The sequence below is a fragment of the Streptomyces sp. NPDC104814 genome, assembly GCF_055583185.1.
The window spans coordinates 886,849-900,281 of the sequence record NZ_JBVJOL010000002.1 but is presented as its reverse complement, the minus strand read 5'-3'; the positions used below and the strand labels follow the sequence as shown (position 1 = coordinate 900,281).

Sequence of the window (13,433 nt, the reverse complement as noted above, 5' to 3'; positions counted from 1 at the left end):
GAGCGGCGCCCCTTATGTCCGCATACCCCCTTGTCCCCCTACGTCCATGTCCCCATACCTCCAGGAGCGATCCATGCGCACCCCGAGCCGACGGAGGCCGCGAGCCGTGCTCGCCACGGCCGCCGCAGGGATGCTGCTCGCCCCGCTGTTGTCCGGCTGCTGGGCCGGCGCGGGCGGGTCCGGTTCCGGCGGCGACTCCCTTAACGTCCTGATGGTCAACAACCCGCAGATGGTGGAGTTGCAGAAGCTCACCGCCGCCCACTTCACCCGCGAGACGGGCATCCGGGTCAACTTCACCGTGCTGCCGGAGAACGACGTCCGCGACAAGATCAGCCAGGACTTCGCCAACCAGGCCGGCCAGTACGACGTGGCGACCCTGTCCAACTACGAGATACCGATCTACGCCCGCAACGGCTGGCTGCACGAGATGGACTCCTACGTCGCCCGGGACCCGGCGTTCGACGAGAAGGACGTCCTGCGGCCGATCGCCGAGTCCCTCACCGGCGACGACGGCAAGCGCTACGGCCAGCCCTTCTACGGCGAGTCGTCCTTCCTGATGTACCGCAAGGACGTGTTCGCGGCGAAGGGCCTGACCATGCCCGCCCACCCCACCTGGCAGCAGGTGGCCGCTCTCGCCGCGCGGGCGGACGGCGCCGAGCCCGGCATGAAGGGCATCTGTCTGCGCGGACTGCCCGGCTGGGGTGAGCTCACGGCGCCCCTGACGACGGTCGTGAACACCTTCGGCGGCACCTGGTTCGACAAGGACTGGACGGCACGGCTCGACTCCCCCGCCTTCGAAAAGGCGACGAAGTTCTATGTCGACCTCGTCCGTGCGCACGGCGAGTCCGGTGCCGCCCAGTCCGGCTTCGCGGAGTGCCTGAACAACATGACCCAGGGCAAGGTCGCCATGTGGTACGACGCCACCTCGGCGGCCGGTTCCCTGGAGGCCGCGGACTCGCCCGTGAAGGGCAAGGTCGGCTACGCCCCCGCGCCCGTGGAGCGCACGAAGTCCGCCGGCTGGCTCTACACCTGGGCCTGGGGCATCCAGAAGGCCTCCCGCAACGCCGACAAGGCGTGGAAGTTCGTCTCCTGGGCCTCCGGCAAGGACTACGAGCAACTGGTCGGCCACACCTCCGGCTGGTCGGACGTCCCGGCCGGCAAGCGGGCGTCGACGTACACGAACCCGGCGTACGTCAAGGAGGCCGCCGCCTTCCAGGAGATGACCCGCGAGGCCATCGCGTCCGCGCGCCCGCGCGACCCCGGCGTGCAGCCGCGCCCGGCGCCCGGCATCCAGTTCGTCGGCATCCCCGAGTTCACCGACCTCGGCACCAAGGTCTCCCAGGAGATCAGCGCGGCCATCGCCGGGCGCCAGTCCGTCGAGACGGCCCTGAGGAAGTCCCAGCAGCTCGCCGAGCGCATCGCGAAGGAGTACGAGGGACGATGACCGCCGCCACCACGACTCCCCTGACGCAAGCCCCCGTCCAGGCGCTGCGGCAGCCCCCCGCCCGGCTGCGCGCCTGGGCCACCCGCGCCCCGCTGCTGCCCGCCCTGGTCTTCATGATCGCCGTGACCCAGCTGCCGTTCGTGGCCACGCTGGTGATCTCCTTCTTCGACTGGAACGCCCTCTACCCCAAGGCCCGCCGCTTCACCGGCCTCGACAACTACCGCCAGGTCCTCACCGACGACGGTCTGCGCCACTCGGTGTGGACGACGGTGCTGCTGACGGCGGCCGTGGTGCTGGTGAGCCTGGTCCTGGGCCTGGTCCTCGCGCTGCTGCTGGACCGCAGGTTCCGCGGCCGGGGCGTGGTGCGCACCCTGCTGATCGCGCCGTTCCTGATCGTGCCGGTGGCGGCGGCCCTGCTGTGGAAGCACGTGCTGTACAACCCCGAATACGGGTTGCTCAACGGCCTGTTGCACTACGTCGGCGGTCCCCAGCCGGACTGGATCTCGAACACCCCGCTGCTCGCGGTCGAGGCGTCCCTGGTGTGGCAGTGGACCCCGTTCATGATGCTGATCCTGCTGGCCGGGCTGCAGAGCCGCGACCCGGAGCAGCTGGAGGCCGCCCGGGTGGACGGCGCGAACGACTGGCAGGTCTTCCGCCACCTCACCCTGCCGCACCTGCGCCGCTATCTGGAACTCGGGGCTCTGCTCGGCTCGGTCTACATCGTGCAGAACTTCGACGCGGTCTTCACCCTCACATCCGGCGGTCTCGGCACGGCGAACCTGCCCTACACCGTCTACCAGAGCTTCTACCAGGCCCACGAGAACGGCCTCGCCTCCGCCGCGGGCGTCCTCGTCGTCATCGGCTCGATTCTCATCGCGACCCTCGCGCTGCGCGTGGTGTCATCCCTGTTCCGTGAGGAGGTGGCGCGCTCATGACCGCCGTGGTGCGCCGAGGCGGCCTGGGCCTGCTGGCCTGGCTGGCCGGGATCGTGTTCTTCCTGCCCGTCGCGTGGATGGCGCTGACGTCCCTGCACTCCGAGCAGGACGCGGCGACCAACCCTCCGTCCTTCGCCGCGTCGCTGACGCTGGACGGCTACCGCGAGTTCTTCGGAGCCGGCGGCGGCGCGAGCCCCTGGCCGGCGCTGGTCAACTCATTGGTGGCGTCGGTGGGCTCGACACTGCTGGTGCTGCTGCTGGCGCTGCCGGCGGCGTACGCGCTGTCGATCCGGCGGGTGCGCAAGTGGACGGACGTGCTGTTCTTCTTCCTGTCCACCAAGATGCTGCCGGCCGTGGCGGGCCTGCTGCCGGTCTACCTCTTCGCCAAGGACGCGGGACTGCTGGACAACATCTGGCTGCTGGTCGTCCTGTACACCTCGATGAACCTGCCGATCGCGGTGTGGATGATGCAGTCCTTCCTCGCCGAGGTCCCGGTCGCGGTCATCGAGGCGGCCCGGGTGGACGGGGCCCGTCTCCCGGTGATCCTCGCCCGCGTGGTCGCCCCGATCGCCCTGCCCGGGATCGCCGCCACCGCCCTGATCTGCTTCATCTTCAGCTGGAACGAGCTGCTGTTCGCCCGGGTGCTCACCGGTGTGGTCGCCGAGACCGCGCCCGTGTTCCTGACCGGTTTCATCACCAGCCAGGGGCTGTTCCTGGCGAAGGTGTGCGCCGCGTCGCTCGTCGTCTCCCTGCCGGTGCTCGCCGCGGGGTTCGCCGCCCAGGACAAACTCGTCCAGGGCCTGTCGTTGGGAGCTGTGAAATGAAGGCCGCCGTCATCGAGTCCGTGGGCCGTGCCGTCGTCACCGACGTCCCGGACCCGACGCCGGGCCCGCGGGAGGTCGTCGTGGAGGTGGCGGCCTGCGGGCTGTGCGGTACGGATCTGCACATCCTTCAGGGCGAGTTCGCGCCGAAGCTGCCGGTCGTGCCGGGGCACGAGTTCGCGGGGACGGTCGTGGCCGTCGGCGCCCGGGTCACGGAGGTCGCGGAGGGCGACCGGGTCGCCGTGGACCCCTCCCTGTACTGCTACGAGTGCCGCCACTGCCGCAGCGGCCACAACAACCTGTGCGAGCGGTGGGCGGCGATCGGCGTGACGACGGCGGGCGGCGCGGCGCAGTACGCCGTGGCCCCGGTCGCCAACTGCGTGAAGCTGCCCGAGCACGTCCGCACCGAGGACGCGGCGCTGGTCGAGCCCCTGTCCTGCGCGGTACGCGGCTACGACGTGCTCCGCTCCCGCCTGGGCTCGCACGTCCTGATCTACGGCTCCGGCACGATGGGTCTGATGATGCTGGAGCTGGCCAAGCGGACGGGCGCGGCGAGCGTGGACATGGTGGACGTGAACCCGGCCCGTCTGGAGACGGCCCGCCGGCTGGGGGTGTCCGCGTCGGCCGCGGACGCCGACGAGCTGGACCGCCCGCAGGGCTGGGACGTGGTCGTGGACGCGACGGGCAACGCCGCCGCGATCCAGGACGGGCTGGGCCGGGTGGCGAAGGCGGGCACCTTCCTGCAGTTCGGGGTCGCGGACTACGCGACGCGGGTGACGATCGACCCGTACCGCATCTACAACCAGGAGATCACCATCACCGGCTCGATGGCGGTCCTGCACAGCTTCGAACGAGCGGCGGAGCTCTTCGCGGGCGGCGTCCTCGACCCGGACGTCTTCATCAGCGACCGGCTGCCGCTGGAGCGCTACCCGCAGGCCCTGGAGCAGTTCGCGGCGGGGGTGGGACGCAAGATCGTGGTGGTGCCGTGATCGTGGTGGTGCCGTGATCGTGGTGGTGCCGTGATCGTCCTGGTGCCGTGATCGTCGTGGTGCCGTGAGCCGATCGGGCGTCTGCCGGTCGGTAAGGGAACAGTAAAGCGGGGTCGTTCGTTCACCCGGCATGACAGCTATGACCCCTGGCTCGAACATCCCTCTGCCGGCCGCGCGCGTGACGGTGGACGTCTCCGCTCCGGTGCGGCTCGACGTGTCGGGCCTGCTGCTCACCTCCGACGGCAAGGTGCGCTCAGACGACGACTTCATCTTCTACAACCAGCCGGCCGGCCCGGGCGTGAGCTACCGCTCGGGCGGCGGCACGGCCCCGGACGCGATCACGGTCGACACGACCGCGCTGCCGCCGGGCATCGAGAAGGTGGTCGTCACCGCCAGCCCGGACGCCGCCGGGCAGACCTTCCAGGGCATCGAACCGACGGCCACCCTGCGCAACGCGGACGACGGCTCGGTCCTGGCCACCTTCACACCCCCGCAGCTGGGCACCGAGACGGCCCTGGTCGTCATGGAGATCTATCTGCGCGGCGGCCAGTGGAAGGCCCGCGCCGTCGGCCAGGGGTACGCCGACGGCCTGGCCGGCATCGCCACGGACTTCGGTGTGACGGTCGAGGAGCCCGCTCCGGCGGCGGCCCCGCCGCAGCCCGTGGCACCCCCGGCCCCCGTGCAGGCCCCGCCCGCACCCTCCGCTCCCCCGGCCGCGCCGCCCGCCCCCGCCCCCGGCGCCGGCAAGATCAACCTCGACAAGGGCCGGGTCAGCCTGCAGAAGAACCAGACCGTGTCCCTGGTCAAGGGCGGCCGTCCGCTGCTCTCGCAGGTCAAGATGGGCCTCGGCTGGGAGCCCGCGTTCCGCGGCGCGGACATCGACCTCGACGCGTCCGTCATCGCCTACGGCCCGCAGCGCAACCACCTGGACAGCTGCTACTTCGGCAAGCTGTCCATCCTGAACGGCGCGGTGAAGCACTCCGGCGACAACCTCACCGGCGAGGGCGCGGGCGACGACGAGGTGATCGTGGTCGACCTCGGCCGCCTCCCCCAGGACGTCACCGGTCTGGTCTTCACGGTCAACTCCTTCTCCGGTCAGAAGTTCACCGAGGTCGCCAAGGCGTACTGCCGGCTGCTGGACGCGGCCACCGGCGAGGAGCTGGTCCGCTTCGACCTCACCCACGCCGAGGCGCAGACCGGCGTGATGATGGCCAAGCTCATCCGCCAGTTCTCGGGCGAGTGGGAGATGACGGCCCTGGGCGACTTCGTGAAGGCCCGCACGGTACGCAACATGGTCAAGCCGGCGGCCGCCGCGCTGTAACCGCCCTGCGGCGGGTCCGTACGACGCCGGGCGCCCCCCGTCCGGGGCGCCCGCGTGGTGGCCCTCACCCGTGCGACAGCAAGCCGCAGCCGTCACCCGTGCGTCCGCAAGCCCTCCGTCAGCAGGGACAGATAGCGCGGGATGCACCTGCCGGCGTCGTCGGCCAGTTCCGAGGCCGTCGCGAGACCGTGGGCCAGCCGCAGGACGTCGACCGGCTCGACGTCCGGACGCAGCGTGCCCTCGGCCTGAGCCGCCCGCACCAGGCGTTCCCCGGCGCCGTTGAGCACGGTGCGGCACACCGTGCCCGCCACGGTGCCGCCGTCGGCGACGGCCGAGCCCAGCAGGGCCTTGAGACCGCGGACCTGGATCATGCCCTCGGTGAGTTCCGTGAGCCACCGCCACAGCGCCTCGCCGGGCGGCAGCTCCCGCGCGATGACGTCGGCCCGCGCCCCGAGCGCCTCGACCCGGTCCACGTACGCCGCTTCCAGCAGCGCCTGGCGTGTGGGGAAGTGCCGGTACAGCGTGCCGGACCCGACCCCCGCCCGCCGGGCGATGTCGTCGAGCGACGCGCCCTCCCCGTGCTCGGCGAAGGCCTGCGCCGCCACCTGCAGCAGCCGCTCGTAGTTGCGCCGAGCGTCCGCGCGCATGGGCTTGACCTGCGTCATCCAGCAACTCCTTGCAAGTCCGGAGAACGTCCGGAGAACGCCCGGAGAACGTCCGGAGAGCCTCTCCGCATTTTATCGAGCCCTGCGGGAGATCCGGGGGCGCCGGTCGGGCCGGGCTCAGGGAGCGGCCGGCTCCACGGCCCACGGCCAGTCGGCGTCGGCGCCGGCCTCCAGCAGCGGGACCATGCGGAACGCCGCGTCCGTGAGACCGCCGAAAGTGTGCCGGTTGCCCCGCCCGGACGGGCCGTGGCCCACCCGGTGGCCGGCCAGGTTCCAGGTGTAGACCGGGACGTGCGCCGGCACCTGCTCGGTGGGGTCGCCGTGCCGGTTCGGGGCGTGCTGCTCGTCGGTGACGATCAGCACCCGGTCGTGGCGCCGGTAGTGGCGGCGCACCGCCTCGGCCGTGTCGGTGCCGCCCAGGTCGCCGAAGCGGCCCAGGACGTTCAGCACCGACTCACCCTTGCGGAACGGCACCAGGTCGCTCGACGTGCCGAACTCCACGAGGTCCGCGTGGTGCGCGCGCAGCGCGAGCGCCGTGCCGAAGACGGCCGCCGCGTCGGCCCGGGTGAGCTCCGAGCGGTCCGACAGCCGCGACCAGAACATCGAGCCCGACCGGTCGACGAGGACCAGCGTCCGGCCGGGCAGCGCGGGCACGTTGGCCAGCGAGTGGCGCAGTGCCTGCTCCAGTGGGTAGGCCCAGCGCAGCGACGGCGCGTGCCGGTGGGCGGCGAGGTAGCGGAAGGGGAACTGCCGCGAGCGCGCCACCTCCAGCGGGTCGCTGATCCGGGCCGCCACCCGCGCCGCGACCTCGTCGCAGACCCCGGCCTCGTCGAAGTTGCGCAGGTTGCGGACCAGCGCCATCGTGCCCATGGACGGGATCACGGCCTCCCAGGCTGCCCGGTCCATCGGTCCCCGCAGCCAGCCCGCCAGCGCCTCCCAGGTCATCCCGGCCGCCGCCAGCCGCTCGGCCCCGCCGGCCGAGGTCACCGCCGCGCGCCGCTGCTGCACCGGCAGTTCCATCAGCGCGCGGTGCGCGGTCAGGACGGGGTCCGCGGCGGGCGGTACGGCCGTGTCGGGGTGGTGCCTGCGGTCGAGCGCGTACCGGAACAGCTCGCCCTGCCCGGGCTTGTCCGGGTCCGGCGTGGCGTGCACGAGGTTGAGGATGTCGCCGAAGCGGTAACCCTTGGTCGCGGTGTCGTACTTCAGCAGCGCCTTGCCGGTGTACAGCCGTCGTACGGCGTCGGCGATGCCGCGCTTGACCGGCTTGGGCACGGCTCGGCCGTACGTCGCGGTCCAGTAGGCCAGCAGTTCGCCCGGCTCGTCCGGGCGCCGCAGGACCGAGTCCACGACCTGCCGGTTCGACGGGCCGTCGCTGACTCCGGCGTCCAGGCGTGCCTTCACGTACTCGGCGGCGCCGACGACCGCGGCCGTGCGGATGCCGCCCTCGCCGCGCAGCCAGCCGAGCAGGCCGGCCGTCCAGGAGGGGTCGGTGACGGCGAGCTCGCGCACGAGCCGGGCGAACCGGTCGTCGCGCTCCGCGCCGGACTCGTAGAAGGCCCGCTGGGAGACGAGGTGCGACACCGCGAGCAGAAAGAGCTCGGAGCGCGCGTCCCGCTCGTGGCCCCGGCCGCCCTCACAGGTGCGCAGCACGCGTCCGGTGGAGGTGACGCGGGAGACGGGCTGTGCCTTTGCGGTACGTGTGTTGAAGCGCGCCATGATGAATTCCCCCGAATTCTGCGGCATTTCGGAGGGAGGCGCGACAGATGGGGGTGCCCGAGGTCGAAGTCGGCGACGGAGGAAAAACAGCTGCTCTACCCGCTGAGCTACGGCACCTCGAAGGTGCCGACGGGATTCGAACCCGCGACCCGCTGACCGAAGTATCCGCTGCCTGCGCACCGGGCACCCACCATGAGCTGCGCCTCCCGAGATCAGGTCGACTGCGGCATCGGATTCTTTTGGGAGAAGAAGTAGCCGCTGTCATCGCACCGGGAGGTGCGCTGCGTTGTGATCTCACTGTAGGAGGCGCAGCTCGGGCCTTGCGAACGAATTAACGGCCGCCGCGGCGGGGGCGGTTACCGCTTCTGGCGCTTCCAGGGGCCGGTGATCGCCAGCATGATGCCCGGTTCCTGGATGTTGGCGAAGAGGGTCGTGCCGTCGGGCGAGAAGGTGACGCCGGTGAACTCGCTGTACTCGGGCTTCTCGGCCGAACCGATGTTGAGTTCGTTGCGGGCGATGGGGTAGGTGCGGCCGCTCTCGGTGGCGCCGAACAGGTGCTGCACGCCCTCTCCGTCCTCGGCGATCACGAGGCCGCCGTAGGGGGAGACGGTGATGTTGTCGGGGCCGTCGAAGGCGCCGTCCTTCGCCGGGTCGGGGTTCACGCCGAGCAGCACCTTCAGGGTCAGGGTGCGCCGCTTGGGGTCGTAGAACCAGACCTGCCCGTCGTGCTGGACGGGGCTCTCCTCGCGGGCGAAGGAGGAGACGATGTAGGCGCCGCCGTCGCCCCACCACATGCCCTCCAGCTTGCGGGCGCGGGTGACCTGGCCGGTGGTGAACTGCTTGCGCACGGAGACGGTCTTCGCGTCGCGGTCGGGGACGTCGACCCAGTCCACTCCGTACATCGTGCCGGTCTTCGTGGCGCGGGACAGGTCGTCGACGAACTTGCCGCCGGAGTCGAAGCACTTGAACGCCTGGAGCACTCCGGCGTCGTCGGCGAGGGTGCGCAGCCTGCCCCGGCCGTGCTCGAAGCCGTGCGGCGGGACCCAGCGGTAGAGCAGGCCGTTGGGGCCGGAGGCGTCCTCGGTGAGGTAGGCGTGGCCACGGTGGGGGTCGATGACGACGGCCTCGTGGGCGTAGCGGCCGAACGCCTTGACGGGCTTCGGGTCGCGGTTGGCGCGCCGGTCCTCGGGGTCGACCTCGAAGACGTAGCCGTGGTCCTTGGTCATGCCGTTCTGGCCGGCCTTGTCCTCGGTCTCCTCGCAGGTGAGCCAGGTGTCCCAGGGGGTGCGGCCGCCGGCGCAGTTGGTGGAGGTGCCGGCGATGCCGACCCACTCGGCGACATGGTCGCGGCGCACCTCGACGACCGTGCAGCCACCGGAGGCGGCGGGGTCGTAGACGAGGCCCTCGGTGAGCGGCACCGGGTACTTCCAGTTCGCCCGCGGGCCCTTCAGCTCGTGGTTGTTGACCAGGAGGGTCGCGCCGCGCGGGCCGTGGAAGGTGGCGGTGCCGTCGTGATTGGACGGGGTGGGCTCGCCGGACTCCAGCGTCGTCTTCCCGCTGTGGGTGATGACGCGGTAGGAGAAGCCGGCGGGCAGGGCCAGGATGCCCTTGGGGTCGGGCAGGAGCGGGCCGTAGCCGACCCCGTGGTGCGCGTCCGCCGAGGCCTCGCCCGCGGTCCCGGTGTCGGCGAGGGCGAGGGCGTTGGGCGCGCTGGCCAGGGCGCCGACCGTGCCGGCCAGGGCGATCCCGGCACCGGTGGCCGCGGTGTTCCTGCCGAAGTCCCTGCGGGTGAGCGACATGCGTGTCTCCTGAGACGGTGGATGTGCCGTGGAGGCCGGCGGACCTCCGAGTCGGCGCCACCGTCGCGCCCGCGACTGAACGGGGGTTGAACGCGGGGCGTCATGAGCGGGTCGGCTTCCATGAATCCGTACGGGTGCGCCCATCGGCGGGCAAAGAAGGGCCCCCGCGCGGCGAGCGGCGGGGGCCCTTCGGGACGGTCGTACGGGGTCCGGCGGGCGCTCAGCCGCCGTGGGCCGACCGCGCCTTGAACGCGGCCTTACGGGCTTCCTTGGCGACCTTCTTGTCGGGGTGCAGCCGGCCCATCGCCTCCAGTACGTCGGCGGTGGCGGGGTGGTCGACGCGCCAGGCCGCGGCGAAGAAGCCGTCGTGCTGGGCGGCCAGGCCCTCCACGAGGCCCTGGAGTTCCTCCGAGTTGCCCTCGGCGGCGAGCTGGGCGGCCAGGGTGTCGATGGTCAGCCAGAAGATCAGGTCCGGGGACGGCGCGGGCACGTCCTGCGCGCCGTGCTCGGTGAGCCAGACCCGGGCCAGTCCGCCCAGTTCGGGATCGTCCAGCACCTCGCGCAGGGCGGGCTCGGCGGCCGTACCGACGAGGGACAGTGCCTCCTGGCAGCGCAGCCGCCGCAGCGGTGCTCCGGTGTCGCTGCCGCGCGCCGCGGCGAGCAACTCCCGCGCGGCGGCGAGGGGTTCGCGCCGGGCCAGCCACTGCTCGGTCTCGGCGCGGGCGGCCAGCGGGCCGTAGTGCGCGGTGCCGTCGAGCAGCGCGTCGGCGCCCTTGTCGGCGAGCTCTCCCACGGCCGGCGCCGTGAACCCGGCCTCCAGCAGCCGCGCCCGCAGCCCGTACAGGCCGAGCGGGGTGAGCCGGACCATGCCGTAGCGGGCCACGTCGGTGTCGTCGACGGGCGCGGCGGGCTCCTCGTCGGCGTCCGCCATCAGGGCCTCGTCCACCGGCTGGTACTCGACCAGCCCGACCGGCTCCAGCAGCCGGAACTGGTCGTCGAGGCGCATCATCGCGTCGGAGACCTGCTCCAGCATGTCGTTGGTGGGTTCGCCCATGTCGCCGGGCACGATCATCGACGCGGCGAGCGCGGGCAGCGGCACCGGCCCGTCGCCGGGTCCGTCCTCGTTGACGGTGAGCAGGTAGAGGTTGCCGAGGACGCCGTCGAGGAACGCGGCCTCCGCCTCCGGGTCCCAGTCCAGCTGCGAGAAGTCGACCTCCCCGCCCTCGTCGAGCGCGTCGACCAGGTCGTCCAGGTCGGGCACGCTCGCGTCCGCGATCACCGTCTCCAGGGCGCCGAGCCAGAGGCCGAGCACGTCCTGCGGGGAGCCGGTGAGCAGCGCCAGGTCCGGCCCCGCGGCCACGGTGCCGGCCTCCTCGTCGGTGATCTCCACGAGTCCGGTGTCGACGGCGACGCGCCAGGCCTCGCTCGCGTACGCCACCGCGTCGTCCCCGGTGAGCCCGAGCGCTTCGGCGGCACCCGGCAGCTGCTCCTCCACCAGGCCGCCCCCGGCGTCGACGCGGGTGCCGGGCCCGGCCCAGCGGGCGAGTTTCGCGGCCCGGGCGAGCAGCGGCGTGGACAGGGCGTCCCGCGCCAGCTCCGCTTCCGGGGTCAGCCGCACCGGGGGCAGGGGGGAGCTGTCTGACATGGGCTGGTTCTCCTAGGACGCGTGGTGCCACTCTGCCCGTTCAGCCTAGACGGGTTTCCACCCATGCCGCCCGGTTCATCTCCCCGCCGCCCGTCGTACATGGCCGAAACCTTGACAACTGTCCCGGCCAGGCTGGAAATTGACGCGCGTAGAAAGAAGGGAACGACCGTTCACCGCTTCTACGCGCGTCATGCGCCGCCCGCACCACCCTCGTCCCGGCGCCATTGTCACGTCCCCGGAGGGAATCCCTTGCCGAGCAAGTCGTCCGCGCGTCTCGCCGCGCTCACCGTCGCCGCCGTGTGCTCCGCGGCGTCCACCGTCGTCCTCAGCTCCACCGCGCACGCGGACTCGGTGCGCATCCACGACATCCAGGGCACGACCCGGACCTCCCCCTACGCGGGCCAGAAGGTCACGGATGTGGCCGGAATCATCACCGGCATACGCACCTACGGCTCGTCCAAGGGCTTCTGGATCCAGGACCCGAACGCGGACGACAACCCCGCGACCAGCGAGGGCGTCTTCGTCTTCACCAGCTCCACGCCCAAGGGTGTGGCCGTCGGCGACGCGGTGAAGGTGTCCGGCACGGTCTCGGAGTACGTCCCCGGCGGCACCTCCTCCGGCAACCAGTCGATCACCGAGATCACCAAGCCGGGGGTGACCGTGGTCTCCAGCGGCAACGCGGTCCCCGCCCCGGTGATCGTGGACGCCGCCTCCGTCCCGGACGTCTACGCGCCCGCCGGGGACAGCGCCGCGGGCAACTCGATCAACGGACTGATGCTGCGGCCCGCGCAGTACGCCCTGGACTACTACGAGTCCCTGGAGGGCATGAACGTCCAGGTCGCCGACGCCCGGGTGGTCGGCGCCAGCGACCCGTACTCCGAGCTGTGGGTGACGGTGAAGCCGGACGAGCACGCCAGCCGTCGCGGCGGCACGGTCTACGGCTCCTACGACTCCCAGAACACCGGCCGTCTGCAGATCCAGTCGCTGGGCGCCACCGCCGACTTCCCCGCCGCGAACGTCGGCGACACCCTCACCGGGGCCACCACCGGCCCGCTCGACTACAACCAGTTCGGCGGCTACACCCTCGTCGCGAGCAGCCTCGGCACGCTGGAGAGCGGCGGCCTGGAGCGCGAGACCACGCGCAAGCAGCGCAACGGCGAACTGGCCGTCGCCACCTACAACGTGGAGAACCTCGACCCGTCCGACGGCACCTTCGCCGCGCACGCCTCCGCGATCGTGAACAACCTCAAGTCGCCCGACATCGTGTCCCTGGAGGAGATCCAGGACAACAATGGCGCCAAGGACGACGGCACCACCGCCGCGGACGTGACGGTGAACAAGCTGATCGACGCGATCGTCGCGGCCGGCGGCCCGCGCTACGACTGGCGCTCCGTCGACCCGGCCAACGACACCGACGGCGGCGAGCCCGGCGGCAACATCCGCCAGGTGTTCCTCTTCAACCCCGGGCGGGTGTCGTTCACCGACCGCCCCGGCGGCGACGCCACCACCGCGGTCGGTGTGACCCGCGAGCACGGCAAGGCGGCGCTGACCGTCTCCCCGGGGCGGATCGACCCGACGTCCGACGCGTGGAAGTCCAGCCGCAAGCCGCTCGCCGGCGAGTTCGTCTTCCGCGGCCGTACGGTCTTCGTGATCGCCAACCACTTCAACTCCAAGGGCGGCGACCAGGGGCTGACCTCCCAGTACCAGCCGCCGGTGCGCAGCTCCGAGACCCAGCGCCACCAGCAGGCGGCGGAGGTCAACACCTTCGTCAAGAGCCTGCTGGCGGTGCAGAAGAACGCGGACGTCATCGCGCTCGGCGACCTCAACGACTTCGAATTCTCCGACACCGCGAAGATCCTCGAGGGCGACGGCGAGCTGTGGTCGGCGATCAAGTCGCTGCCCCGCAGTGAGCGGTACACCTACGACTACCAGGGCAACGCCCAGGTGCTCGACCAGATCCTGATCAGCCCGGCGATCCGGCGCGGCTGCGACTTCGAGTACGACAGCGTGCACCTGAACTCGGAGTTCCACGACCAGATCAGCGACCACGACCCGCAGGTGCTGCGCTTCCACCCGTAGCCCCGCGCACCGGTCTCCT

At 71.7% G+C, this 13,433-nt stretch carries 10 protein-coding genes and 1 tRNA gene; 6 read left to right on the top strand and 5 right to left on the bottom strand.

Features of this window, described 5'->3' with window-relative positions:
• The first annotated feature begins 73 nt into the window (after window positions 1-73).
• From ACZ64A_RS12580 to ACZ64A_RS12560, 5 genes are all read left to right on the top strand, one after another.
• Window positions 74-1,444: an ABC transporter substrate-binding protein gene (locus ACZ64A_RS12580; protein WP_469810012.1), complete on the top strand. Its 1,371-nt coding sequence runs from the start codon at window positions 74-76 to the stop codon at window positions 1,442-1,444.
• Window positions 1,441-2,379, top strand: coding sequence for a carbohydrate ABC transporter permease (locus ACZ64A_RS12575; RefSeq protein ID WP_469810011.1), 939 nt, complete (start codon window positions 1,441-1,443; stop codon window positions 2,377-2,379). The genes ACZ64A_RS12580 and ACZ64A_RS12575 overlap by 4 nt, the downstream gene beginning before the upstream one ends.
• Window positions 2,376-3,203, top strand: a complete 828-nt coding sequence (locus ACZ64A_RS12570; protein ID WP_469810010.1) for a carbohydrate ABC transporter permease — start codon at window positions 2,376-2,378, stop codon at window positions 3,201-3,203. Before ACZ64A_RS12575 ends, ACZ64A_RS12570 begins: the two co-directional genes overlap by 4 nt.
• The gene (locus tag ACZ64A_RS12565) at window positions 3,200-4,189 is read left to right on the top strand and encodes a zinc-dependent alcohol dehydrogenase family protein (RefSeq protein ID WP_469810008.1); all 990 of its coding nucleotides are present in this window, start codon (window positions 3,200-3,202) and stop codon (window positions 4,187-4,189) included. The genes ACZ64A_RS12570 and ACZ64A_RS12565 overlap by 4 nt, the downstream gene beginning before the upstream one ends.
• A 139-nt stretch (window positions 4,190-4,328) precedes the next feature.
• Window positions 4,329-5,510 carry a TerD family protein gene (locus ACZ64A_RS12560; RefSeq protein ID WP_469810191.1) on the top strand — a complete coding sequence of 394 codons (1,182 nt, stop codon included), beginning with the start codon at window positions 4,329-4,331 and terminating at the stop codon, window positions 5,508-5,510.
• Between the two features lie 92 nt (window positions 5,511-5,602).
• On the opposite strand, the gene ACZ64A_RS12555 is transcribed toward ACZ64A_RS12560, so the two are convergent.
• The 5 genes from ACZ64A_RS12555 to ACZ64A_RS12535 form a co-directional block, all read right to left on the bottom strand.
• The gene (locus ACZ64A_RS12555; RefSeq protein WP_469810007.1) at window positions 5,603-6,175 is read right to left on the bottom strand and encodes a TetR/AcrR family transcriptional regulator; all 573 of its coding nucleotides are present in this window, start codon (window positions 6,173-6,175) and stop codon (window positions 5,603-5,605) included.
• 117 nt (window positions 6,176-6,292) lie between these two features.
• Window positions 6,293-7,891 (bottom strand): TROVE domain-containing protein, encoded by a 1,599-nt coding sequence (locus tag ACZ64A_RS12550; protein ID WP_469810006.1) that lies wholly within the window; start codon window positions 7,889-7,891, stop codon window positions 6,293-6,295.
• 121 nt (window positions 7,892-8,012) lie between these two features.
• Window positions 8,013-8,079 (bottom strand) — tRNA-OTHER (locus ACZ64A_RS12545).
• A gap of 168 nt (window positions 8,080-8,247) precedes the next feature.
• Window positions 8,248-9,690 (bottom strand): alkaline phosphatase PhoX, encoded by a 1,443-nt coding sequence (locus ACZ64A_RS12540; RefSeq protein ID WP_469810004.1) that lies wholly within the window; start codon window positions 9,688-9,690, stop codon window positions 8,248-8,250.
• A 220-nt stretch (window positions 9,691-9,910) separates the two neighbouring features.
• Window positions 9,911-11,335: a hypothetical protein gene (locus tag ACZ64A_RS12535; RefSeq protein WP_469810003.1), complete on the bottom strand. Its 1,425-nt coding sequence runs from the start codon at window positions 11,333-11,335 to the stop codon at window positions 9,911-9,913.
• A 249-nt stretch (window positions 11,336-11,584) separates the two neighbouring features.
• On the opposite strand from ACZ64A_RS12535, the gene ACZ64A_RS12530 reads away from it, so the two are divergent.
• A complete protein-coding gene (locus ACZ64A_RS12530) occupies window positions 11,585-13,414 on the top strand; it encodes an endonuclease/exonuclease/phosphatase family protein (protein WP_469810001.1) in 1,830 nt (609 codons plus the stop codon).
• Window positions 13,415-13,433: the final 19 nt, after the last annotated feature.

Bases quoted from the DNA above. Each gene is read 5' to 3' on its own strand.
- ACZ64A_RS12580 (WP_469810012.1), top strand. From the start codon at position 74: ATGCGCACCCCGAGCCGACGGAGGCCGCGAGCCGTGCTCGCCACGGCC.
- ACZ64A_RS12575 (WP_469810011.1), top strand. From the start codon at position 1,441: ATGACCGCCGCCACCACGACTCCCCTGACGCAAGCCCCCGTCCAGGCG.
- ACZ64A_RS12570 (WP_469810010.1), top strand. From the start codon at position 2,376: ATGACCGCCGTGGTGCGCCGAGGCGGCCTGGGCCTGCTGGCCTGGCTG.
- ACZ64A_RS12565 (WP_469810008.1), top strand. From the start codon at position 3,200: ATGAAGGCCGCCGTCATCGAGTCCGTGGGCCGTGCCGTCGTCACCGAC.
- ACZ64A_RS12560 (WP_469810191.1), top strand. From the start codon at position 4,329: ATGACCCCTGGCTCGAACATCCCTCTGCCGGCCGCGCGCGTGACGGTG.
- ACZ64A_RS12555 (WP_469810007.1), bottom strand. From the start codon at position 6,175: ATGACGCAGGTCAAGCCCATGCGCGCGGACGCTCGGCGCAACTACGAG.
- ACZ64A_RS12550 (WP_469810006.1), bottom strand. From the start codon at position 7,891: ATGGCGCGCTTCAACACACGTACCGCAAAGGCACAGCCCGTCTCCCGC.
- ACZ64A_RS12540 (WP_469810004.1), bottom strand. From the start codon at position 9,690: ATGTCGCTCACCCGCAGGGACTTCGGCAGGAACACCGCGGCCACCGGT.
- ACZ64A_RS12535 (WP_469810003.1), bottom strand. From the start codon at position 11,335: ATGTCAGACAGCTCCCCCCTGCCCCCGGTGCGGCTGACCCCGGAAGCG.